Origin of the sequence: Pandoraea horticolens (assembly GCF_902459555.1) — a bacterium.
Taxonomy (GTDB): domain Bacteria; phylum Pseudomonadota; class Gammaproteobacteria; order Burkholderiales; family Burkholderiaceae; genus Pandoraea; species Pandoraea horticolens.
Genome location: NZ_CABPSM010000015.1, coordinates 107,180 through 130,316, shown reverse-complemented (window position 1 = coordinate 130,316; position 23,137 = coordinate 107,180). Strand labels below are relative to the sequence as shown.

Below are 23,137 nucleotides of genomic sequence, written 5' to 3'. Positions count from 1 at the left end.
TCAGCAGCAATCAATTGCCTTCGAGGAACGACTTGAGCTTGTCGGAGCGGCTCGGGTGACGCAGCTTGCGCAGCGCCTTGGCTTCGATCTGACGAATACGCTCGCGCGTCACGTCAAACTGCTTGCCCACTTCCTCAAGCGTATGATCCGTGCTCATCTCGATACCGAAACGCATGCGCAGCACTTTGGCCTCGCGCGGCGTCAGCGAATCAAGCACGTCCTTCACGACGTCGCGCATACTACCATGCAATGCGGCGTCAGCAGGTGCGACCGTGCCAGTATCTTCGATGAAATCGCCCAAGTGCGAATCGTCGTCGTCACCGATCGGCGTTTCCATGGAGATCGGCTCCTTCGCGATCTTCATGATCTTGCGGATCTTGTCCTCCGGCATTTCCATCTTCTCGGCCAGCGTCGCCGGGTCCGGCTCAACACCGGTTTCCTGCAGAATCTGACGCGAAATCCGGTTCATCTTGTTGATCGTTTCGATCATGTGCACCGGAATACGGATGGTACGCGCCTGGTCAGCGATCGAACGCGTAATGGCCTGACGGATCCACCACGTCGCGTACGTCGAGAACTTGTAACCACGACGGTATTCGAACTTGTCCACCGCCTTCATCAGGCCGATGTTACCTTCCTGAATCAGATCCAGGAACTGCAGGCCGCGGTTCGTATACTTCTTCGCGATCGAAATCACCAGACGCAAGTTCGCTTCGGTCATCTCGCGCTTGGCCTTGCGCGCACGTCGCTCACCTTCGGCCATCTTGCGATTGACGTCCTTGAGTTCCGTGAGCGGCAACACCACACGCGCCTGCAGATCGATCAGCTTCTGCTGCAGTTCCCGCACGGCCGGCACGTTACGTTCCACCACCGAGCTGTACGCCTTGTTGTCGGCCACAACGGTGTAGATCCAGTCGACATTGGTTTCGTTGCCAGGGAAACGCTGCACGAAATCCGCACGCGGCATGCCGCACTTGTCGACCACGATGTTCAGAATCGCACGCTCGATGTTCCGCACTTCGTCCACTTGCGAACGCAGCGTGTCGCACAGACGCTCGACCGTACGCGCCGTGAAGCGAATCGTCATCAGTTCCATCTGGATGGCTTCGCCCGCCTTCACATACGGCTTCGACTGATAACCTTCCTTCTCGAACGCACGGCGCATCTTGCCAAACCACTCGGCAATCACGGAGAACTTGGCGAGCGCGTCACGCTTGAGCTGCTCGACCTGCGCAGCCGAAGCAGCACCACCACTGTTGCTGTCGTCCTCCTCGTCCGATTCGGCTTCCTCTTCTTCCGCTTCTTCCTCCGCATCCGCGTCGAAATCCTCGTCTTCAGAGGCAGCCGCCGCAACGGCATCCGCATTCGGATCGATCAGGCCATCGACCACTTCGTCGATGCGCATTTCTTCGCGCTCGACCTTTTCGGCCATTGCCAGAATCTCGGCAATCGTCGTCGGGCACGCGGAAATGGCCTGCACCATGTGCTTCAGGCCTTCCTCGATGCGCTTGGCGATCTCGATTTCGCCCTCGCGCGTCAGCAGCTCGACCGTACCCATTTCGCGCATGTACATACGCACCGGATCGGTCGTGCGGCCGAACTCGGAATCGACGGTCGACAGGGCCGCTTCCGCTTGCTCCTCAACTTCGTCGTCCGTCGCGGCATTCGGCGCATTGTCGTTGAGCAACAGCGTTTCGGCATCCGGCGCCTGCTCGTAGACGGCCACGCCCATGTCGTTAAACGTAGCGATCACGCCTTCCAGCGCGTCGCCCTCCACCACGTCGTCGGGCAGGTGGTCGTTGATCTCTGCAAAGGTCAGGAAGCCACGTTCCTTGCCCAGCTTGATCAGTGTCCTCAGTTTGCCGCGACGCTCCTCAAGTTCCTCGGCCGTACCGGGCTGGTGCGAGGAAAATGCGTCCTTGAGCAGTGCTTTCTCTTTTGCCCGGCGATCACGCGCCTTCTGCTTTTCCACTTTGGTCTGATCTTCGTTCACGGGTTGATCACTAGTATTCGCTGCAACGTTCTGCCCTCCTGAAGCGGCGGTCTTCGCGGCCTTGCCACGCGTCTTGGAGACGGTAGGTGCAACTGCTGCCGGCGTGACTTCCACAGCCTCGGGTTTGCTTGAAGCCCCGGTCTTGCGTGGGACTCGCGTCGCAGGTGTACTGCGGCCCGCCAAGGTCGGTGCCTTGACGGTAGTTGCGCTCTTCGCGCTTTTTTCAGCGGGTTGTCGGGCCTGCGGTTTCCCGCCTGCCGTCGCCTTCGCGGTCGTCGCCGTCTTCGTCGCTTTGACGGGCGGCTCGGATTTCACCGTCGGCTTAGCCGCTTTCGCAGCCCCCACCGTCGCGGCGGTCGCACTCTTGCGCTTGGTGACATCGGTCACCTTCGCAGCCGTCTTGCCGGTCGTCTTCGTTGCGCCGGCGGCTGCCTTAACTTGCGTAGTACGTTTCGCCGAACTTGCCTGGCTGGCCGTTTTCGTCTTGGCTTGCGCAACCGCGCCAGCTTTTACGACAACGCCAGCTTTTGCAGAGCGAGACGCCCCCTTCCCACCAGACGCCGCCGCCGCGCTTGTCGCGCGCTTTGCCTTCGGTGAAGGGATAACCGTCTTTTTTCCGCTGGTCGTTGTCATCTTTGCCATAGCGATCTCGCTTGCCAGAAAACAGCCCACTGAAAACTTTCCATTGTAGCACGCGGGCTTACCTCAACTTCGCGCGCCTCCTGTGCCGACCGGAGCCAGCAACCGCTTCAATTCGTCGCGTTGCCGCGACAGCGCCTGAGCGTGGCGCAATTCATCGGACGTCAATGACGGCCGCTTGAAAATCGTCTCCAGCGCTTCGCACAGCCCGTCGTATTGCAAGCGCCGAATCGCGCTTCGCAACTCCGTGAGCCGCAGTGCAATCTGTTCCTCGCGACGCTCGACTTGCGCCTCATCGGCCGGGTCGAACAACAGCAGGTCGCGAGCGTTCTCTTCGAACGCGAGGATTTCGCGAAGGATGTCGTCGAAACTCGCCCAATTCGGCGATGTCCGCAACCGATCCGACATGAAGCGGAAATCGGCCTGGGCCCCCATTTCGTGACAATGCGCCAGCACCTCCGAGAAAATCTCGGCGTGGTGACGCCCATCCTGCAAAATCTTGGTCTCTTCTTCAGTCAATTCGTTTCCAAGCACCGGAAACATCAGCAGATTCTGCAATGCCCGATGCTCGGTGCCCACCACGCGGCGTTTCTCGCGCTTGGCCGGCGCCTTGTCCCACGCGTTCTGACGGCGCACCGCACTGATCTGCAATTCGCACAGCTCGGCCACTTCTTCTACCGAACTACCTACCCGCTCGGCCAGCGCATGCAGAATCTGTCCTCGCAACGCATTCGCCGGCATCTGCTGCAGCAGCGGCTTCGCCTCGAACAGCGCACGTGCCCGGCCCTCGGGCTGATGCATCTCTTTACCGGCCGTCACTTCACCAATCAGGAACTGCGACAACGGCATGGCTCGCGACACCTCTTCGGCAAACGCGTTCGCGCCATACTCACGCACGTAGCTGTCCGGATCGTGTTCGCTGGGCAAGAACAGGAACTTGAAGCTCCGGTTGTCGTCCGCATGCTGCAAACAGGCTTCCAGCGCACGGCGTGCCGCCCGGCGGCCCGCCGCGTCTCCGTCAAAGCTGAACACCACCGTCTCGGTCTGGCGCAACAGCTTCTGAACATGCATGGGCGTGCACGCTGTACCCAATGTGGCCACCGCCTGCGGAAACCCAAGCTGCGCTAGCGCGACCACGTCCATATACCCTTCCACTACCAGTACGTAGCCCGCGTCGCGAATACCCGTGCGCGCCTCGAACAGGCCGTACAACTCACTGCCCTTGCTGAAAAGCGGTGTTTCAGGTGAATTCAGATACTTCGGCTCACCTTTGTCCAGCACTCGTCCGCCGAAAGCGATCACCTGCCCCTTCGTGTTTCGGATCGGGAACATGATCCGGTCGCGAAAACGGTCATAACGACGCTTTGCGCCGCCCGCCTCGCCCTTCTCACTCTCGATGACGAGACCGGCGTCGAGCAACTGATCGTCGCGGTAGTTCTGAAACGCAGCCTCAAGGTTCTGCCAGGCATCCGGGGCATACCCCAGCCCGAAATGCGCCGCGATTTCACCCGTCAACCCGCGCCGCTTCAAATATTCGATGGCAGCCGGCGCTCCTCGCAACTGTTTGCGGTAGTAGTCGCAGGCACGCGTCATGACGTCGACCAGACCGAGGGTTTGCGCCCGTTGCGCGGCAGGTGCCGGCGCGCCAGGTATCGGCGCTTCACGCGGCACATCCAGCCCGACGTTGCGGGCCAACTCCTCGACAGCTTCGACAAATCCGAGTCCGGCATGCTCCATCAGGAAGCTGATCGCGCTGCCGTGCGCGCCACACCCGAAGCAGTGATAGAACTGCTTGGTGGGACTCACCGTAAATGAGGGCGACTTCTCGTTATGAAAGGGGCATAGCCCCATGAAGTTCGCCCCGCCTTTCTTCAACTGAACATAACGACCCACCACCTCGACGATATCGACGCGGTTGAGGAGGTCCTGCAGAAACGACTGGGGAATCACTGGATCGATGCCATCGCGATGCGGTGACGCGCCGTCGCACGAACGACGGCAACTTGCCGCACCACAGAATTACGCAGCCAACGCCGCCTTCACTTGCGCGGACACGGCCGTCATGTCGGCCCGACCGGCCAACAGGCCCTTGAGCACGCCCATTACCTTGCCCATGTCCTGCGGACCGGCAGCACCGGTTTGCGCCACAGCGGCCTTGATCGCTTGCGCGACTTCCTCTGCCGAAAGCTGCTGCGGCATATAGACCTGGAGCACTTCGAGTTCGGCAGCCTCCTTGTCGGCCAGATCGGTGCGGCCGGCAGCCTGGAACTGGCTGATGGAATCCTTGCGCTGCTTGATCAGCTTGTCGACGATAGCAACAACCGCTGCGTCATCGTCCAGGGAGATGCGCTCGTCGACTTCCTTTTGTTTGATTGCCGCGAGCAGCAGCCGGATGGTCCCCAGTTTGTCGGCGGCCTTGGCACGCATGGCCGTCTTCATGTCTTCGTTGACGCGTTCTTTCAGACTCATGAGCAGGGGTTCCGGAATTCGAATACGTTTCAGTGTAGTGCATGCCGCCCCAAAGAAAAGGACGACTGCCGTCAGGCACTCACCGCGCGCGACCGCAGCCGATAAGCTGGCGCAGACGCAAACGGGGGGCAGAAAGCACAAAAACCCGCTTGGGGAGACGATCACAAACGCGATCACAAGCGGGCTCGCTGGAGATCGGGCCCCGGCCCAGGCGCTGAACGCCCGTTTGGCCGGTGACGTGTCAGACGCAAAACCCCGGCAATGCTTCGGAAGCGTCTTGAACTGTCGCAAACGTCCCGAAAACAACCATTGATGCGTCGTCTCCACGAAGGCGAGAGCGTATCACAGGCCGGGAGTGGCCGTCTACGACAGTGCGTTCTCTCCTGCCCGGCCGACCTGAACGCTTTCGGACATCGCCCGGGCACAAGCCACCGCCGACGCCCACGCCCACTGGAAGTTGTAACCGCCGAGCCACCCCGTCACGTCCACGACTTCCCCGACGAAGTACAGCCCCAGCTGCGTGCGGACCTCCATCGTTGCAGAGGAAAGCGCCCGCGTGTCGACTCCGCCGCGCGTGACTTCCGCCTTGCGCCAGCCCTCCGAGCCACACGGCTTGAGCGTCCACCCCGAGAACGCCTGAGCGAGCGAGCGCAGTGCTTTGTCCGGCAGCTCTTGCACGCGCGCCTGCGGCGAGAGTCCGCTGTTGGCCACCCAAGCATCTGCGAGACGCGCCGGCACCCATTGCGCCAGCAAGTTGGCCAACTGGCGTTTAGACGCCGCCTTGGCCTCGAACAATGCCGCCTCGATGTCCGACGATGACGCCAGATCCAGCGTGATAGGTTGTCCTGGCGTCCAGAAACTGGAAATTTGGAGGATGGCGGGACCGGACAATCCCCGGTGCGTGAACAGCAAATCCTCGACAAAGCTGCCGGCTTCCTTCCCCTTCCCCGTACTGACCTCGACCTCCAGCGACAAGCCGGACAACCCCGCAAAGGGCGCCCACGTCGAGGCGTCGAACATGAGCGGCACAAGTGCCGGGCGCGGCTCGATGACCTCCAGACCGAACTGACGGGCGATGCGATAGCCCCAGTCCGTCGCGCCGATTTTCGGAATCGACAGGCCGCCGGTCGCGATCACGAGCCGTTTTACCGCGATATGACCCGCATCGGTCGTCAAATGATACCGATGCGCCCCACCCGCCTCCGTGTAGGCAACGGTGTGGACAGCACAGGGCATCCGCCAGTGCACGTGCCCCGCCGCGCACTCCTGGCGAAGCATCTCGATAACATCTTCGGCGCTTTCATCGCAGAAAAGCTGCCCGCGATGCTTTTCGTGCCACGCAATGCGATGACGCTTGAGTAAATCCAGAAAGTCGCGCGGTGTATAGCGCGCCAGTGCCGAACGGCAGAAACGGGGATTCTCGGACAGATAGTTGGCCGGCCCGGCATTGATATTTGTGAAATTGCAGCGCCCGCCGCCTGAAATCCGGATCTTCTCGGCCAGACGCGTCGCGTGATCGATGAGCACCACACGCAGCCCCAACTGCCCGGCCACCGCCGCGCACATCAGGCCGGCCGCGCCAGCACCCACAATCGCTACATCGAACTTTTCCATGGCGCGCATTGTAACCGGCGGGCGTTAAGGTCGACTGGTATACTTACGGGTTATCCTTCTTCATGACGCTCCGCGCCACCCCTCAAGCCATGCTGGTTCTAGGCATTGAAAGCTCCTGCGACGAAACAGGCCTCGCGCTCTATGACACGGAGGCCGGCCTGCTCTCGCACGCGCTGCATTCGCAGATTGCCATGCACCGTGAATATGGCGGCGTGGTGCCCGAACTGGCGTCGCGCGACCACATTCGTCGCGCGCTGCCGCTGGCCGAAGAGGTGCTCGCGCAGGCCGGCAAGCCGCTCAGCGCAGTCGACGCCCTCGCCTACACGCAGGGCCCTGGCCTTGCCGGTGCGCTGCTGGTAGGCGCGAGCGTCGCGAACGCGCTCGCCTTCGCGCTCGATCGCCCGGTCGTTGGCGTGCACCACCTCGAGGGCCACCTGCTCTCCCCGCTGCTCGCGCCGGACGCCCCCGATTTCCCATTCGTCGCGCTGCTGGTCTCCGGCGGCCACACCCAGTTGATGGAAGTGCGCGCCTTCGGCCAGTACGCCATGCTTGGCGAAACGCTGGACGACGCTGCAGGCGAAGCCTTCGACAAGACCGCAAAATTGCTGGGACTCGGCTATCCGGGCGGTCCAGCCGTCTCGCGTCTGGCCGAGTTCGGTACACCGGGACGCTACGACCTGCCACGCCCGATGAAGCACTCCGGCAACCTCGACTTCAGCTTCAGCGGATTGAAAACTGCCGTGCTCACGCAAGTGCGCAAGCTCGACGGCAATGTCTGCGAGCAGGAAAAGGCCGATCTCGCGCGGGGCTTTGTCGACGCGATCGTCGACGTACTCGTTGCCAAATCGATGGCCGCCCTCAAGCAGACCGGTATGAAGACGCTCGTCGTCGCCGGTGGCGTCGGCGCCAACGCACAGCTTCGCGCGGGGCTCAACGAAGCGGCCCGACGACGCGGCTATCGCGTGCACTACCCCGACCTGGCATTCTGTACAGATAACGGGGCCATGATCGCCTTCGCCGGCGCCATGCGTCTCAAGCATTGGCCGGACGAAGCGGACAGCGAATACGCCTACACTGTCCGCCCGCGCTGGGATCTTGCCGACATCGTGCGCAGCATCTGATCCCCCCTTGCGGGAACCGCCCAATAAAAAGACCGCTCCCCGGAGCGGTCTTTTTTATGCAGCGCGCGCCTGAAGGTACCGCAATCTCAAGCTGCCACACGCTTGTCACGCTCGATCACGGCATAGGCACTGTGATTGTGGATCGACTCGAAGTTCTCGGCCTGAAGCACGTAGGCCACAATGCGCGGCTCATCGTTCAGACGCGTTGCCACGTCGCGCACCAGATCCTCGACGAACTTCGGATTCTCATAGGCGCGCTCGGTCACGTATTTCTCGTCCGGACGCTTGAGCAGCCCCCACAATTCGCAGGACGCTTCTTCTTCGGCCATACGCACCAATTCCTCGACAGCGATGTCGCCCGCGATTTCCGCGTCGATGGTGATATGCGAGCGCTGGTTGTGCGCACCGTACTGCGAAATTTTCTTCGAGCACGGGCACAGGCTCGTGACCGGCACAAGCACCTTGAGCCATACGCGCGTCTGACCGTTGCGCACGTCACCCGTGAGCGTCACCTCGTAATCCAGCAAGCTCTGCACGCCCGACACCGGTGCCGTCTTGTTGATGAAATACGGGAACGTCACTTCGATGCGACCGGCCTCGGCTTCGAGCTTATCCAGCATGCTATCGAGCATGGCCCGGAAACCTGCGACATCCAGCGGCGCACGATGCGCCTCGAGCAGCGCCACGAAACGCGACATATGCGTGCCCTTCTGATCGGCAGCCAAATGAACGTCGAGATTGAACAAGCCCACGGTGGCTTGTGCGTCGCCATCGGCCAAACGCACCGACAACGGGTGACGCACACCACGCACGCCAACGCGTTGAATCGGAATCTGCCGGGTATCGACGGTGCTCTGCACGTCCGGCATGACGAAAGCGGGGTTCATCTGATTCATCTATTTCCTTCTTTGCCGGCAAGCCGACTGGGGGAGGCAATGGGCAAACGTATCCGACGCACGGCTCGCGAGCCTCCGGCGAGTGTCATCGGGAACGTGCCGGAGAGCCCCGGCACGGGACGGAAAATACGTAACGCAAAATGAAACGATCCGGCGTAACAAGCCGGATCGTTCGGATATTCGGGACTACCGGACGCTCAGGCGACGAGCTTCGTCGTGACCTTGTCAGCCGCCCGAGAGGCTTCCAGCGACAGGTCGAAGCGCGTGCAGATCGATTTCGCAATACCTGCCGCGTCGAGTCCCTCGGCCGACAGCAGCGCCGCCGGATCGCCATGATCGATGAAGCGATCGGACAGGCCCAATTGTAGTACGGGTCGAGTAACCCCACCGGCGAGCAGGGATTCCGCAACTGCCGAACCCGCGCCCCCCATGATGCTGCCCTCTTCCACCGTCACGAGGTAATCGTGCGTCTGCGCCAGTCGTGCGATCAGCTCATCGTCGATCGGCTTGACGAAGCGCATGTCGGCCACGGTCGCGTCCAGTTGCGCGGCAGCGGCAAGCGCCGGGGCAACCATGCTGCCGAACGCCAGAATCGCCACGCGACGCCCGGCTTCCGCCCGACCTTCACGGCGCACGATGCCCTTGCCGATCGGCAGTGCCGTCATCGTTTGCTCGATGACAGCGCCCGTACCAGCGCCGCGCGGATAACGCACGGCCGACGGACCGTCGATCTGCACACCGGTGTAGAGCATCTGACGGCATTCGTTCTCGTCCGACGGCGCCATCACGACCATATTCGGGATGCAGCGCAGATAAGCGATGTCGTAAGCACCCGCGTGCGTTGCACCGTCCGCGCCCACAAGGCCCGAACGATCAAGCGCGAAGAGGACCGGCAGATTTTGCAGCGCGACATCGTGAATCAATTGATCGTAGCCGCGTTGCAGGAACGTCGAGTAAATGGCGACGACCGGCTTGAGGCCTTCGGTCGCCATACCGCCCGCGAACGTCACCGCATGTTGCTCGGCAATGCCGACGTCGTAATAACGTTCCGGAAAGCGCTTCTCGAACTCGACCATGCCCGAGCCTTCGCGCATGGCGGGGGTGATCCCCACAACACGCTTGTCGGCTGCGGCCATATCGCACAGCCAGTCGCCAAACACTTGGGTATACGTCTTCTTGCTGCTCGTACTCGGCTTGATACCTTCGGCCGGGTTGAACTTGCCGGGACCGTGATACAGCACCGGGTCAGCCTCGGCCAGCTTGTAGCCGTAACCCTTGCGCGTGACCACGTGCAGAAATTGCGGCCCCTTCAGATTCTTGATGTTCTCGAGCGTCGGAATCAGCGAGTCGAGGTCGTGACCGTCGATCGGACCGATATAGTTAAAGCCGAATTCCTCGAACATCGTCGCAGGCACGACCATGCCCTTCGCGTGCTCTTCGAACTTGCGCGCCAATTCCAGCACCGGCGGCGCCACGCTCAGCACCTTCTCCACGCCCTTCTTTGCCGCCGCATAGAAGCGGCCCGACATCAGACGGGCGAGGTAGCGGTTGAGTGCCCCCACCGGCGGCGAAATCGACATATCGTTGTCGTTCAGGATGACCAGCAGCGGCACGTCTTCGTGAACCCCCGCGTTGTTCATCGCCTCGAACGCCATACCGGCTGTCATCGCACCGTCGCCGATCACGGCGATGCCGAAGCGGTTCTCGCCCTTCGTGCGCGCGCCCAGCGCCATACCGAGTGCCGCCGAAATCGACGTACTCGAGTGTGCTGTACCGAACGTGTCGTACGGCGACTCGTCGCGCTTCGGGAAGCCCGAAATGCCGCCAAGCTGACGCAGCGAACCCATCGCGTCGCGACGGCCGGTCAGGATCTTGTGCGGGTAGCTCTGGTGGCCCACGTCCCAGACGATGCGATCCTCCGGCGTGTTGAACACGTAGTGCAGCGCGATCGTCAGCTCAACCGTGCCGAGGTTGGACGACAAGTGCCCCCCCGTGCGCGACACACTTTCGAGCACGAAGGCGCGCAGCTCTTCGGCCAACGGCGCAAGTTGGCGACGCTCCAGACGCCGCAATGCGGCCGGGTCATCGATAGTATTTAGAAGTTCGTACATCGTCGTTCCATATATAGGCGTTCTATCGGGCGGCTTCCCCAGTGAGCCAATCCCGATCTCCTGCCGGTGCGTTCTGTGGGGAGATCGCGCCGACCCTCCTTGCCCCTTGCTTATGTCTACTGCAAACCGCCCCCGGATCTCGTGACCCTGTGCTGCTGGGGGCCGCCTCGAAACTTGCCAGCCCGGCAATCCGCCGGTCAGTTGATGCGATCCACCACGTAATCGGCCAACGCGCGCAACCGATCCGCATTGCCGAGCGACGTACTCGCCGCATGGGCGTCGGCGCGCAGTTTTTCCGCGTACGCTCGTGCGCCCTCAAGGCCCATCAGCGACACGTACGTCGGCTTGTCGTTCGCGGCATCCTTGCCCGCCGTCTTGCCGAGCGTGGCCGAATCGGCCGTCGCGTCGAGAATGTCGTCCACCACCTGGAAAGCCAATCCCACGGCTGCCGCATAGGCATCCAGCGCAACCGTTTCGTCATCTGACAACGCACGACCGCAGATGGCTCCCATGCGCAGCGAGGCACGCAACAGCGCCCCCGTCTTCAGGCGATGCATGTTTTCCAGTTGCGACTGCGTGAGCTTGATGCCAACGCTCTCCAGATCGATCGCCTGACCGCCCGCCATACCGAGCGCACCCGAGGCCATCGCCAGTTCGCGCACCAATGCGAGCGACTGCGCAGCGCTCAGATCCCCCGTAGCTTCGCCAAGCAACGCAAATGCCTGGGTTTGCAGACCGTCGCCCGCGAGCAGGCCGGTGGCTTCGTCGTACTGGACGTGCACCGTCGGCTTGCCGCGGCGTAGATCGTCATCGTCCATGCACGGCAGATCGTCGTGCACCAGCGAGTAGGCGTGGATCATTTCCACGGCGCACGCGGCACGGTCGAGGGCCGTCTCGCTGGCCTGCGTCACTTCGCCGGCCGCAAAGCACAACAGCGGGCGCACCCGCTTGCCGCCGCCGAGCACCGCGTAACGCATCGATTCGTTGAGTCGCGCCGAGCCGCCATCGGCTACCCTGGGCAGCGCGGCATCGAGCGCCTGTTCCACACGGGCCTGCACCGCCTGCATCCAGGTCTTGATATTCTGATCCGCCATCGTCTTCATCCTGCACGTACCCTTCAGGCCGTGCGTGTTATTGAGTCGCCCCGGGCCACCTCGGGACGCGTTGGGTCTTGGGTCGCCTTGCCGTAAGCTGGGCGGTTAGAAGTCATCGCGCGCCGCCTCGAGCGGCTTGAGCGTTTCACCTTCCAGCACCTTGACCTGCTGCTCCACCTTCTCGAGCAAGCCCTGGCAATATTTCACCAGCACGGCACCGCGCCGGTATGCACCGAGCGATTCCTCCAGCCCCAGCTCACCGCCCTCCATGCGCCCCACCAGCTTTTCCAACTCGGCAAGCGCAGCCTCATAGGTCTCGGGCAGGTCCTGCGGCACCTCGGGCACCGCGTCTTGCGACTTTGCAGTCTTGGCCATAAACGCAAAATTCAGGTCGAATGTTCCATTTTACGGCAAAAGCGCGTCACCTCGCAGGGCGTAAATTGCCTCAAAACCGTCGGGGATGACAATTTTCGGACATTATTTAACGCAAATCATGGACTTAGGTGCCCCCGACAGCCCATACCGGGTATAATCGTCGGTTCCCTAAATCGATTCTTCGATGGTTGGGTTGTTCACTGCTTTCAAGCTCGACGGGAGTGGGAATGTCCAATCTAAGCAGCGCTTTGCAATTGAAACCGGCCTCGAGCCAATTGCCGGTCTACACGTATTTCGACGAGGCGCTCCTCGCCCGCGAACGTGAAGTCCTATTCAAATACGGGCCTCGGTATGTCGGCCACGAACTGATGGTGCCGGAAGCGGGCGACTATTTCGCGCTGCCGGCCGAGCAGGAAGGTCGCATGCTGGTCCGCAACGGTGCGGGCGAGCATAGTGGCATCGAACTGCTCTCGAACGTCTGCCGCCATCGTCAGGCGGTCATGCTCAATGGGCGCGGCAATGCACGCAACATTGTGTGCCCGCTCCATCGTTGGACTTACGACACGAAGGGCGAACTGCTCGGCGCGCCGCACTTCCCCGAGAAGCCATGCCTGAACCTCGGCAAGTTCCCGCTGCAACGCTGGAACGGACTGCTGTTCGAAGCGCAAGGCCGCGACGTACAAGCCGATCTCTCACGTCTGGGCGTGAAGCACCATCTCGACTTTTCGAACTTCATGTTCGATCACGTCGAAGTGCACGAATGTAACTACAACTGGAAAACGTTCATCGAGGTTTACCTCGAGGACTACCATGTCGTGCCGTTCCACCCGGGATTGGGCAGCTTCGTCTCGTGCGAAGACCTGAGCTGGGAGTTCGGTGACTGGTACAGCGTCCAGACCGTAGGTGTGCATGAAGGTCTCGCCAAGCCGGGCAGCCCGATCTACCGCGATTGGCACGACGTGCTGCTGCGTTACCGCGAAGGCGTTCCGCCCGACTTCGGCGCGATCTGGATGGTGTACTACCCGCACCTGATGATCGAGTGGTATCCGCATGTGTTGGTGGTGTCGTGGCTCATCCCGCGCGGCCCGCAGAAGACGACGAACATCGTCGAATTCTATTACCCCGAGGAAATCGCGCTCTTCGAACGCGAATTCATCGAGGCCGAGCGTGCCGCGTATATGGAAACCGCCCGCGAGGACGATGAAATCGCCGAGCGCATGGACGCAGGCCGTCGCGCCCTGTTCGAGCGTGGCGTGTCGGAAGTCGGCCCGTACCAAAGCCCGATGGAAGACGGCATGCAGCATTTCCACGAATTCCTGCGGCGCCAGATGGGCGATTTCTAAACCGCTTCCCACAGAAACATCTCACTGCGTGAGAAAGTAGATGCATCCGTTTGAGGATGGCGCAGGCGACGATGTGGTGCTGGCGAGACTGAATTAAATATTTGCCGAACTTTCGCCGAACGGCGGGCCATAGGCCCGCCGTTTTCGTTAGAATCGTCGCGATGCTTCAACTATGACCCCGCGGCAACAATCTATGCCGCGCGCGTCACCCGCGTTCAGCACAAAACGCGCCTTTTCGCCGTCAATCGGCCACAATTCGCCATGCAATCGCTCTGGATGTTGGTCTCCGCCTTCATGTTCACGTTGATGGGGCTCTTCATCAAACTGGCAGCAAACGAATACAACACCGGCGAAATCGTTCTCTACCGCAGTCTTATCGGTGTCATCGTTTTGCTGGCAATTACCGGCATGCGAGGCCAGACGCTCCGGACTCGCCACCTTGGCGCCCACGTCAAACGCAGCACCGCAGGTGTCATCTCACTCGGCCTTTGGTTCTATTCGCTCACACAATTGCCGCTATCCACGGCGATGACGCTCAATTACATGTCGCCGATCTGGATTTCGCTGATCGTCATGGCAACCGCTGCGATGCGCGGCAGCCTGCGTACCGACTTCCGTCTGGTCGCCGCGATCTTTGCGGGGTTCGTCGGTGTGGCGCTATTGCTTCAACCAACCATCGATAGTCAGGCGTGGGGCGGCGGCGTCGCTGGTGTTGTCTCGGGTGTGTTCTCAGCCGTGGCGTACATGCAGGTCAAAGAGCTTGGGGCGGCAGGTGAACCCGACTGGCGCATCGTCTTCTATTTCTCGCTCGGTGGCGTGCTGCTGGGCCTCGGTTGGGTTGCCGTCGAAGGCATGCACGCGCTGACATGGCGCGGCACCGCGCTGATGCTGGGTATCGGCCTTGCAGCACTCATCGCGCAAACGGCACTCACCCGGGCTTTCAGTCTGGGCAACACCCTTGTTACTGCGAATCTGCAATATTCCGGCGTAATCTTCGCTACACTGATCAGCATGCTTGTCTGGGACGATTGGCCCGCACTGGCCGGCTGGATCGGCATGCTGCTGATTGTGGCAAGCGGCATGACCGCATTGCGACGGCCGTCGGCGCCCGCCTGATTGCAGCTGCCAGGCGCTACACCAGAGCGCCGTGGCATTCTCGGCAACGTTCCCGGCCGCCGACAGCGCCCTCAAGGGCGATGCGCGCCATCCGTCCGGCAAGCGGCTCGGTCAGTTCCCGCTGAACGATTCCCCTACGCCCGTCTGCGGAGACGTCATGATTCATACGCACTTCACCACGCTCATCAGTCCGCAAAATCTCGATGCGCTGATGCAAACCGCCGCCGGCGGCGGCGCCCCGGTGGTCATCTTCGATTGCCGATTCGATCTCGCCAACCCGGCGGCAGGCGAAGCCGCCTATGTCGACGGCCATATCTTCGGCGCGTTTTACACCCACCTCGAGCGCGACTTGTCCGGAAAGACAACGGGCAAAAATGGCCGCCATCCGTTGCCCGAGCGCGACGCCCTCGTGCGTTTCCTTGCCGACTGCGGATTGTCGAACGGTCAGCAGGCTGTCGCCTATGACGCACAAGGCGGCATGTATGCCGCCCGCCTGTGGTGGCTACTGCGTTGGCTCGGCCATGAATCCGTCGCAGTGCTCGACGGTGGCCTGCAAGCCTGGGAAGCCGCCGGCTTCAAGCTCGACGCCGCCCCGCCCGAAACACCGCCGGCCGGTGACTTCAGTCCAGGCGAGCCGCTCGCCACCACGGCAGACGCGGCCGCCATCGAGCGCAATTTGACGTCGCATGAACGTCTGGTCATCGATGCCCGCGCACCGGATCGCTATCGCGGCGAGAACGAAACCATCGACCCGATTGGCGGCCACATTCCCGGTGCGGTCAATCGATGCTTCAAGGACAACCTCGGTCCCGACGGCCGTTTCAAGCCCGCCGCCACGCTTCGCGAAGCTTTCACGCAAGTCATCGGCAAGGATCGCCAACCAGAGCGGGTCATCTCGCAATGCGGCTCAGGCGTGACGGCTTGCCACAACCTGCTCGCCATGGAGGTCGCCGGGCTTCATGGCGCCAGCCTCTATCCGGGATCCTGGAGCGAGTGGTGCGCCGACAAGCGCCGTCCGGTCGCCACCGGAGCGCAACCGTAAGTCACGCAGCGTCTGCGCTGAAGCTACAGCGATAATGACGAAGGGCGTCCCTCGGGACGCCCTTCTTTCTGGCTTCGCGCGGCCCGACGTCAAATGCCGGGCGCCACGCTATCCCATCAATGCGGCGACTTGCCCGTCGCCGCGACGCGGCTGCCATCGCCCGACGCTAATGCGGACATCGCAAGGGCACTGCCGCCATCCTTATGATCGTGTCCGTGCTCGTGCTCATGATCGTGACCGTTGAGCCACACCACCAGCGCCAGTCCGACAGCGATCAGCAGAATCTGAGGCAGCGCGTCGCGCGGCGACGTCCGACGCTGCATCTGCGGCATCAGGTCCGACACTGCAATGTAGATGAAGCTGCTCGCCGCCAGCGCAAGCAAGTACGGGATCAGGCTCTGCAGACGGTCGAGCATGAAGTAGCCCAACACCCCACCCGCCAGCGCCGTCAGGCTCGACGCCAGCGTCAGCACCAATGCTTTACGGCGCTTGAAACCCGCATTGAGCAACACCATGAAGTCGCCGAGTTTGTGCGCCACCTCGTGGACGGTGATCGACACCGTTGCCGCCATCCCGAGACGCGGATCGGCCAGAAATGCCGCCGCAATCACAACACCATCGGCAAAGTTGTGAATCGCGCTGCCAATCAGAATCATCCAACCGCCCTTGCCTGCCTCGTGGGCATCATGCCCATGCTCGTGATGATGCCCGTCGCCCTCGTGATGGTGGCTGTGGCGCAAGAGCGAGAGCTTCTCCAGCAGGAAGAACCCAAGCAACCCACCCAACAACCAGCGCGTGATGACGTGCGCGTCGACGTGCGACTCCAGACTCTCAGGCAGCAGATGCAACAGCGCCGTGCCGAGTAGCACGCCCGCCGAGAAACTCACCATCTTGTCGATGAGCCTGGAGAGCAGGCCGAGCGACAGCGACGCCGCCCCGGCAAGGCTCAGCACGCCGGAAGCCAGCGTGGCGATAACGATGAATAAGAAAATGGTGTCGATGGTGATTCTCCCGCAGGCAAGCCGGCGATTTAACCAGCTTTTACCGTTACAGGCAAACCGTCGGCCCGCACAGCGCAAAGACGTTCGACGTGCCCGATACGCCAAATGCGCCCGAATGCCTTAACAGATCCGACGGTCCCGCCCGTAGCACCCGCAACTCAGACCACACCATGCTTGCGGAACCAGTCCAACGCCAGCGTCCAGCCCTCCTTCGCGTCGGTCTCGACATAGCTCGACCGGTAGTCGGCGAAGAAGGCATGCCCCGAATTCGGGAACACCTTCAGTTCCGACCCCTTCGACGCCGCGCTGCCCTTGGCAAGGGCCTCGCGCGCCTGCTCAACGCTCGCGACCGAAATACCCGTATCCTTGCCGCCGTACAGACCGAGCAGCGGCCCGTGCAGCTTGCCCGCGATATCGATCGGATTTTCGGGGAAGTCGGCACTCTTGTCGCCAACGATGCGCCCGTACCAGGCCACCGCCGCCTTCACGTTCGGGTTATGGGCGTCATAAAGCCATGCCACGCGACCGCCCCAACAGAAACCGGTGACGCCGAGACGCTTCTCGTCGCCGCCATTGGCCACCGCCCATTTGACCGTCGCATCGATATCGCTCAGCACCTGCTTGTCCGGCGTCTTCGAGACGATCTGCGACTGAATCTCGGCAATCGTCCCCAGCGACTGCGGATCGCCCGCGCGCGCGAACAATTCCGGCGCCAGCGCCAGATAGCCGAGTTTGGCGAACCGGCGGCAAATGTCGGCAATATGTTGATGTACGCCGAAGATCTCCGAGACCACGACGACGGTCGGCAGATGCGTCTTACCGGCCGGCTTCGCGTAGTAGACCGGCATCTTGATGCCCGGCACGGTCAGCATGACCTCGCCCGCGTCGAGCCCATGTGTGTCGGTGGTGATGGTTTCGGCAGCCACCGGCAGCACGGCCAGCGCAAACGCCGAGCCAACGGCGGTCTTCAGAAAATCGCGGCGATTGCGCGGCGCCACTTCGGGCACGAGACTATCCAGATCCGCTTGCGACATGTCGCACTCCAGAGAAAAGCGTCGGTAGAGGAATTGCCGGGGAAACCGCCAACGGAAAAGACGGGAATCGTCGGTCCGGGGCCGGACGTTCGGATATTACTAGAGAGGGCGCGCGTATGCACTCGGACACCGGCGCGCCGATGATCGGATCTATCCGAAACCGCACGCGTCCGGCAGAAGAAGACCAGCGCAAGGCAGGGACGGCACGCTCGCCCCCCCTGCGGCCAACGTCAATGTAACTTGACGCGCGGTACGGTGGAACGCCGCAGACGATTGGCAATGGTATCGAGCATCATGCGCCAGACACCATGCAGCGCCGCCACGTGCATGCGATAGAGCGACGTGTACATCACCCGAGCGAAGAGCCCTTCGATGAACATGCTGCCGCCGATCAGGCCACCCATCAGATTGCCCACTGCGCTGAACTTGCCCAGCGAGACGAGCGACCCGAAATCGCGATAGGTGAACGCCGGCAAGCTCTGCCCTTTGAGCCGGGCATCGATGGCCTTGACCAGAAAGCTCGCCTGCTGATGCGCGGCTTGCGCACGCGGCGGCACGAAGCCGTGTTCCGGCCATTCGCAGCTCGCGCAGTCGCCAAAAGCGAAGATTTCCGGATCGGTCTTGCTTTGCAACGTCGGCAAGACCTCAACCTGATTCAGACGATTGACGGCGAGCCCCAACGTACCGAGCACCGGCGGCGCCGTGATCCCCGCCGACCAGACCGTGATATCCGCGGGCAACACCTTCCCGCCGGTGGTCGTGACCTCGTCCTTGCGCACCTCGGCGACCGAATCGCCGCACAGAATGTCGACGTCGAGCTTGCCGAGCAATCCGGCCACCGCGCCGGACACACGCTCAGGCAGCGCCTTCAGAATGCGCGGACTCGATTCGATGATGGTAATGCCCACATCTTTTCGCGGATCGAGCTTCAGGCCGTAGGAGCGAAGGACTTCCGCCGTATTGCGCAGCTCCGCCGAAAGCTCAACGCCCGTGGCCCCTGCGCCGACGATGACGAGGTTGACCTTGCGACGCCCCGGGGCCGGCAAGCGCTCACCGCCTCGCGTGCCTTCGAGCACCTCGTTCGCGCCGGCACGCTGTGCCGCTGGCGTTTCCGAATCATTCTGTGCACGCACACAGGCCGCCATCAGGCGACGCCGGAAGCGCTCGGCCTGCTCGACCGTATCCAGTGCAATAGTGTTTTGCTGGGCCCCAGGCACACCGAAGAAGTTGGTGGTGCTGCCCATGGCGAGGACAAGCGTGTCGTACGGCAAGGTACGCTCAGGCAGCAGATCGCCCTCCCCTTCGTCAGCCGCCGCAGGCACGGCCGCCAGCCGGATCGTCTTGGCAGCGCGATCCAGCCCGATCATCTCGCCCGCAGCGAACTCGAAGTGATGCCAATTGGCCTGCGCAACGTACGAGAGCTGGTGCGTCGCGGTGTCCATGACACCGGCGGCAACCTCATGCAGCAGCGGTTTCCAGATGTGTGACAGCGAACGGTCGACCAGCGTGATTTGAACGTCCTTGCCACGCCCGTACTTGTCGCCCAAGCGGGTGACAAGCTCCAGACCGCCGGCGCCGCCGCCGACCACAACGATGCGATGCACGCTCACGATAACTCCCTGTGCTTGGAAAACCGTCCAGCCGGTCGGTCACTGCCATCCCGGCGATAGCGATTACCTTACCGCAGAGTGCGGACTTCGGGTATGCCCGCATCTCTATTCCTCTTATTGCGAGAACCCGAGCGCGGCGGCAGCCAAGGCGTGCTGCATCTTGTATCGCGCACGCACTTTAGGCGCCAACCCAGTCAGCCTCGTCAGTGCGCCTGCTCCCAATTCTCGCCGACGCCCACCTCAGCCACGAGCGGCACACGCAGCTTTGCTACGCCGCACATCAGTTCCGGAAGACGCTTGCGAACTTCCGCCAGTTCGTGATCGGGCACTTCCAGCACTAGTTCATCGTGGACCTGCATGATCTGACGCGTCTGCAACCCTCTGTCGTCCAGCCAGCGCTGTACGGCGACCATCGAGAGCTTGATGAGATCGGCGGCAGTGCCCTGCATCGGCGCGTTGATCGCCGCCCGCTCGGCAGCCTGACGACGCGGCCCGTTACCCCCGTTGATGTCCGGCAGCCACAGCCGGCGGCCGAACACCGTCTCGACGTAACCGCGTGCCTTGGCGCTCTTGCGGGTCTCGTCCATGTAACGTGCGACGCCGGGGTAACGCATGAAATAACGATCGATGTACTGCTTGGCGGCGTCGCGTTCGATCCCGAGGTTCGCGGCCAGCCCGAACGCGCTCATGCCGTAGATCAGGCCGAAGTTGATGACCTTGGCATAACGACGCTGCTCGGAAGAGACTTCGAGCGGCGTGACGGCAAAGATCTCCGCCGCCGTCGCCCGGTGGATGTCCTCGCCGTTGGCGAACGCACGCAGCAGGCTATCGTCGCCCGAGATATGCGCCATGATGCGCAGTTCGATCTGCGAATAATCGGCCGATACCAGTTGACTGCCCAGCGGGGCGATGAACGCCTCGCGAATGCGACGTCCCTCGGCCGTGCGCACCGGAATGTTCTGCAAATTCGGATCGTTCGATGCCAGACGTCCGGTGATCGCCACCGCCTGGGCGTAGTTCGTATGCACCCGGCCGGTCGACGGATTGACCATCTTCGGCAGCTTGTCGGTATAGGTCGACTTGAGCTTGGCGAGGCCACGGTAGTCGAGCAACACCTTCGGCAGCGGATAATCTTCGGCCAGTTTCTGAAGCACTTCCTCGTCGGTCGACGGGGCGCCGCTGGCCGTCTTCTTGACCACCGGCAATTGCAATTGCGTGAAGAAGATGTCGCCGATCTGCTTGGGGGAATTCAGGTTGAATTGCTGCCCGGCCAATGCATACGCCTCGGCTTCGAGCGCGATCAACTTGTGGCCGATTTCGTCGCTTTGCGCGGCGAGCCGGGCGGTATCCACGAGCACACCGTTGCGCTCCATGCGTTGGAGCACGCGCGCCGTCGGCATTTCGATGCTGCCGTAGACGAACTCCAACGTGGCCTCACGCGCCACATCGGGATAAAGCGCGCGGTGCAAACGCAGCGTGATGTCGGCATCCTCCGCGGCGTATGCCGTGGCCTGTTCGATACCGACTTCATCGAAGCCGATCTGCTTGGCGCCCTTGCCGCACACATCCTCATACTTGATCGTCGTCACCCCGAGGTGACGCGAGGCAAGACTGTCCATGTCATGGCTGCGATGCGACTCGACCACATATGACTGGAGCAGCGTGTCGTGCTCGATGCCGCCCAGCTTGATGCCGTAGTTCTCGAGCACATGCGAATCGTACTTGAGGTTCTGACCGACCTTCTTGTGGTTCGGGCTCTCGAGCCAATGCTTCAGGCGCGCGAGAACTTCGTCACGCGGCAATTGTTCGACCTCGCCCGGTGCGCGGTGCGCCACCGGAATATAAGCCGCACGCCCCGGCTCGCACGAGAACGAGAGACCTACGAGCTGCGCCTGCATCGCGTCGAGCGACGTCGTCTCGGTATCGAACGCCGTCAGTTCCGCAGCTTCGATGATCTTTAGCCACGCGTCGAACTGTTCCCACGTCAGCACGGCGTCGTACTGACGCTCGATCGTGTCGGCCACGGGCGCCGGGGCCTGCTCGCCTGCCTGCGTGGCGGCAGCGGCCTCTGCCTCACGCAGCAGCGTCTTGAAGCCGTGACGCGCAAAGAAATCGCGCAACGTCTCGGTGTCTTCGGGTTGCGTCTGCAAGCTGGCTTCAATGGACGTGACCTGCGGCGCGAGATCGCAGTCGAGCGCAACCGTCACGAGCTTGCGCCCCATGGGTAGCCAGTCGAGGGCACGTCGCAAATTCTCGCCTACCGCGCCCTTCACTTCCGCTGCATTCGCAACGAGATTGTCGAGATCACCGTATTGCGTGAGCCACTTGACGGCCGTTTTCGGTCCGCATTTTTCCACACCCGGCACGTTGTCGACTGTATCGCCCACCAGGGTGAGGTAATCGACGATGCGCTCGGGCGGCACGCCGAATTTCGCGGCAACGGCAGCGGCGTCGAGCGTCTCGTTGGTCATCGTGTTCACGAGCGTCACGTGATCGTTCACGAGTTGCGCCAGATCCTTGTCGCCGGTGGAGACCACTACACGCATGCCTCGCACGGCCGCTTGCTTCGCGAGCGTGCCGATGACGTCATCGGCTTCCACGCCGTCAATCATCAACAGCGGCCAACCCATGGCGCGCACGGCTTCGTGAATGGGTTCGATCTGCGCGCGCAAATCTTCCGGCATCGACGGACGATTCGCCTTGTATTCGGGGTACCAATCGTCGCGGAATGTCTTGCCCTTAGCGTCGAAAACGCAGGCGCTATACTCTGCATGTACGTCTTTACGCATGCGGCGCAGCATATTGACGATGCCGTGCAGCGCCCCGGTGGGTTCGCCGTTGGGGCCGCGCAAATCCGGCAGGGCGTGATAGGCTCGATAAAGATAACTCGAACCATCGACCAATAAGAGCGTCTTACCTTCCAGACTTTGCTGTTCCGACATATGACCAAGAGAAGAAAAGAGATACCGAGTCTGCGCATGCTGGCAGACCATGAGCGCGCTACCGCAAAAAAGGCGCGCGCATCGTGGCAGATGTTCACGATTATGGCAGAGTTCATCGAGGCGACCGAGTACCTGTCCGAGATCCGGCCAGCCGTGAGCATCTACGGCAGCGCGCGTATCAAACCGAAATCGCCGTTCTACAAACTAACGATGACCATCGCCCGCAAATTCTCCGATAACGGGTTTGCGGTGATCTCCGGCGGCGGCCCCGGCATCATGGAAGCGGCCAACAAGGGCGCGCATGGCGGCGCCTCGCCGACCGTGGGTCTGAACATCGAATTGCCGCACGAACAGAAGGGCAACCAGTACCAGGACATCTCGCTGCGCTTTCGTCACTTCTTCACGCGCAAGGTCACCTTTGTGAAGAATTCGGATGCCTTCGTGATCATGCCGGGCGGCTTCGGTACGCTCGATGAACTGTCCGAAGTCCTCACCCTCATCCAGACGCAGAAGTCGCGCCAGGTCCCCGTGATTCTCGTGGGCACGGAGTTCTGGACGGGGTTGCTCGACTGGGTACGCTCGACGATGCTGCCGATGGGACTCATCGGCGAGAAGGATCTCGACCTGGTGAAGGTCATCGACGATCCCGACGAAATCCTCAAGGCCGTGTTCGCTTTCTACGACGGCCGCATCGAGCCCGAGTCGGAAACCAGCGAGAAGATGTTCTACCTGTAATC

General features: G+C 61.9%; 18 protein-coding genes. 6 read left to right on the top strand and 12 right to left on the bottom strand.

Features of this window, described 5'->3' with window-relative positions; all coding sequences use genetic code 11:
• Nucleotides 1-10: 10 nt before the first annotated feature.
• Nucleotides 11-2,107, bottom strand: a complete 2,097-nt coding sequence (gene rpoD / locus PHO31112_RS21240; RefSeq protein ID WP_150622798.1) for an RNA polymerase sigma factor RpoD — start codon at nt 2,105-2,107, stop codon at nt 11-13.
• A 79-nt stretch (nt 2,108-2,186) separates the two neighbouring features.
• Here rpoD and PHO31112_RS28265 point away from each other — a divergent pair, with 79 nt between their 5' ends.
• Nucleotides 2,187-2,684 (top strand): hypothetical protein, encoded by a 498-nt coding sequence (locus PHO31112_RS28265; RefSeq protein WP_150622796.1) that lies wholly within the window; start codon nt 2,187-2,189, stop codon nt 2,682-2,684.
• Between the two features lie 14 nt (nt 2,685-2,698).
• On the opposite strand, the gene dnaG is transcribed toward PHO31112_RS28265, so the two are convergent.
• The 3 genes from dnaG to PHO31112_RS21220 form a co-directional block, all read right to left on the bottom strand.
• On the bottom strand, nt 2,699-4,582 hold the full coding sequence (gene dnaG / locus PHO31112_RS21230) for a DNA primase (protein WP_150622794.1): 1,884 nt from the start codon (nt 4,580-4,582) through the stop codon (nt 2,699-2,701).
• Between the two features lie 69 nt (nt 4,583-4,651).
• Entirely contained in the window at nt 4,652-5,101 is a 450-nt protein-coding gene (locus PHO31112_RS21225; RefSeq protein WP_150622792.1) for a GatB/YqeY domain-containing protein, read from the bottom strand.
• Nucleotides 5,102-5,464: 363 nt separating this feature from the next.
• Nucleotides 5,465-6,715 carry a BaiN/RdsA family NAD(P)/FAD-dependent oxidoreductase gene (locus PHO31112_RS21220; RefSeq protein ID WP_150622790.1) on the bottom strand — a complete coding sequence of 417 codons (1,251 nt, stop codon included), beginning with the start codon at nt 6,713-6,715 and terminating at the stop codon, nt 5,465-5,467.
• Between the two features lie 89 nt (nt 6,716-6,804).
• Here PHO31112_RS21220 and tsaD point away from each other — a divergent pair, with 89 nt between their 5' ends.
• Nucleotides 6,805-7,836 carry a tRNA (adenosine(37)-N6)-threonylcarbamoyltransferase complex transferase subunit TsaD gene (tsaD, locus tag PHO31112_RS21215; protein ID WP_150622850.1) on the top strand — a complete coding sequence of 344 codons (1,032 nt, stop codon included), beginning with the start codon at nt 6,805-6,807 and terminating at the stop codon, nt 7,834-7,836.
• An 86-nt stretch (nt 7,837-7,922) separates the two neighbouring features.
• Here tsaD and folE2 read toward each other — a convergent pair whose 3' ends face one another.
• From folE2 to PHO31112_RS21195, 4 genes are all read right to left on the bottom strand, one after another.
• A complete protein-coding gene (gene folE2, locus PHO31112_RS21210; protein WP_150622788.1) occupies nt 7,923-8,732 on the bottom strand; it encodes a GTP cyclohydrolase FolE2 in 810 nt (269 codons plus the stop codon).
• A 197-nt stretch (nt 8,733-8,929) separates the two neighbouring features.
• On the bottom strand, nt 8,930-10,843 hold the full coding sequence (dxs, locus tag PHO31112_RS21205) for a 1-deoxy-D-xylulose-5-phosphate synthase (protein WP_150622786.1): 1,914 nt from the start codon (nt 10,841-10,843) through the stop codon (nt 8,930-8,932).
• A 197-nt stretch (nt 10,844-11,040) separates the two neighbouring features.
• A complete protein-coding gene (locus PHO31112_RS21200; RefSeq protein WP_150622784.1) occupies nt 11,041-11,946 on the bottom strand; it encodes a polyprenyl synthetase family protein in 906 nt (301 codons plus the stop codon).
• 96 nt (nt 11,947-12,042) lie between these two features.
• Nucleotides 12,043-12,312, bottom strand: coding sequence for an exodeoxyribonuclease VII small subunit (locus PHO31112_RS21195; RefSeq protein WP_150622782.1), 270 nt, complete (start codon nt 12,310-12,312; stop codon nt 12,043-12,045).
• 227 nt (nt 12,313-12,539) lie between these two features.
• Here PHO31112_RS21195 and PHO31112_RS21190 point away from each other — a divergent pair, with 227 nt between their 5' ends.
• The 3 genes from PHO31112_RS21190 (at nt 12,540) to PHO31112_RS21180 (ending at nt 15,813) form a co-directional block, all read left to right on the top strand.
• On the top strand, nt 12,540-13,655 hold the full coding sequence (locus PHO31112_RS21190) for an aromatic ring-hydroxylating oxygenase subunit alpha (RefSeq protein WP_150622780.1): 1,116 nt from the start codon (nt 12,540-12,542) through the stop codon (nt 13,653-13,655).
• 261 nt (nt 13,656-13,916) lie between these two features.
• Nucleotides 13,917-14,771 carry a DMT family transporter gene (locus PHO31112_RS21185; protein WP_150622779.1) on the top strand — a complete coding sequence of 285 codons (855 nt, stop codon included), beginning with the start codon at nt 13,917-13,919 and terminating at the stop codon, nt 14,769-14,771.
• Between the two features lie 157 nt (nt 14,772-14,928).
• A complete protein-coding gene (locus PHO31112_RS21180; RefSeq protein ID WP_150622848.1) occupies nt 14,929-15,813 on the top strand; it encodes a sulfurtransferase in 885 nt (294 codons plus the stop codon).
• A gap of 116 nt (nt 15,814-15,929) precedes the next feature.
• Here PHO31112_RS21180 and PHO31112_RS21175 read toward each other — a convergent pair whose 3' ends face one another.
• The 4 genes from PHO31112_RS21175 to polA form a co-directional block, all read right to left on the bottom strand.
• On the bottom strand, nt 15,930-16,766 hold the full coding sequence (locus tag PHO31112_RS21175; protein WP_246178438.1) for a ZIP family metal transporter: 837 nt from the start codon (nt 16,764-16,766) through the stop codon (nt 15,930-15,932).
• 206 nt (nt 16,767-16,972) lie between these two features.
• The gene (locus PHO31112_RS21170; RefSeq protein ID WP_150622777.1) at nt 16,973-17,848 is read right to left on the bottom strand and encodes a dienelactone hydrolase family protein; all 876 of its coding nucleotides are present in this window, start codon (nt 17,846-17,848) and stop codon (nt 16,973-16,975) included.
• A gap of 230 nt (nt 17,849-18,078) precedes the next feature.
• Nucleotides 18,079-19,452, bottom strand: coding sequence for an NAD(P)/FAD-dependent oxidoreductase (locus PHO31112_RS21165; RefSeq protein ID WP_174995824.1), 1,374 nt, complete (start codon nt 19,450-19,452; stop codon nt 18,079-18,081).
• 209 nt (nt 19,453-19,661) lie between these two features.
• Nucleotides 19,662-22,400 (bottom strand): DNA polymerase I, encoded by a 2,739-nt coding sequence (polA, locus tag PHO31112_RS21160; protein WP_150622773.1) that lies wholly within the window; start codon nt 22,398-22,400, stop codon nt 19,662-19,664.
• Here polA and PHO31112_RS21155 point away from each other — a divergent pair, their 5' ends adjacent.
• Nucleotides 22,401-23,135, top strand: a complete 735-nt coding sequence (locus tag PHO31112_RS21155; RefSeq protein WP_150622771.1) for an LOG family protein — start codon at nt 22,401-22,403, stop codon at nt 23,133-23,135.
• Nucleotides 23,136-23,137 lie beyond the last annotated feature (2 nt).

What these genes read in the sequence shown, in the direction of transcription:
- PHO31112_RS21155 (WP_150622771.1), top strand. Translation starts at nt 22,401, where the DNA reads ATGACCAAGAGAAGAAAAGAGATACCGAGTCTGCGCATGCTGGCAGAC.
- PHO31112_RS21220 (WP_150622790.1), bottom strand. Translation starts at nt 6,715, where the DNA reads ATGGAAAAGTTCGATGTAGCGATTGTGGGTGCTGGCGCGGCCGGCCTG.
- PHO31112_RS21225 (WP_150622792.1), bottom strand. Translation starts at nt 5,101, where the DNA reads ATGAGTCTGAAAGAACGCGTCAACGAAGACATGAAGACGGCCATGCGT.
- PHO31112_RS21180 (WP_150622848.1), top strand. Translation starts at nt 14,929, where the DNA reads ATGATTCATACGCACTTCACCACGCTCATCAGTCCGCAAAATCTCGAT.
- PHO31112_RS21170 (WP_150622777.1), bottom strand. Translation starts at nt 17,848, where the DNA reads ATGTCGCAAGCGGATCTGGATAGTCTCGTGCCCGAAGTGGCGCCGCGC.
- polA (WP_150622773.1), bottom strand. Translation starts at nt 22,400, where the DNA reads ATGTCGGAACAGCAAAGTCTGGAAGGTAAGACGCTCTTATTGGTCGAT.
- PHO31112_RS21185 (WP_150622779.1), top strand. Translation starts at nt 13,917, where the DNA reads ATGCAATCGCTCTGGATGTTGGTCTCCGCCTTCATGTTCACGTTGATG.
- tsaD (WP_150622850.1), top strand. Translation starts at nt 6,805, where the DNA reads ATGCTGGTTCTAGGCATTGAAAGCTCCTGCGACGAAACAGGCCTCGCG.
- folE2 (WP_150622788.1), bottom strand. Translation starts at nt 8,732, where the DNA reads ATGAATCAGATGAACCCCGCTTTCGTCATGCCGGACGTGCAGAGCACC.
- dxs (WP_150622786.1), bottom strand. Translation starts at nt 10,843, where the DNA reads ATGTACGAACTTCTAAATACTATCGATGACCCGGCCGCATTGCGGCGT.
- PHO31112_RS21200 (WP_150622784.1), bottom strand. Translation starts at nt 11,946, where the DNA reads ATGAAGACGATGGCGGATCAGAATATCAAGACCTGGATGCAGGCGGTG.
- PHO31112_RS21190 (WP_150622780.1), top strand. Translation starts at nt 12,540, where the DNA reads ATGTCCAATCTAAGCAGCGCTTTGCAATTGAAACCGGCCTCGAGCCAA.
- PHO31112_RS21195 (WP_150622782.1), bottom strand. Translation starts at nt 12,312, where the DNA reads ATGGCCAAGACTGCAAAGTCGCAAGACGCGGTGCCCGAGGTGCCGCAG.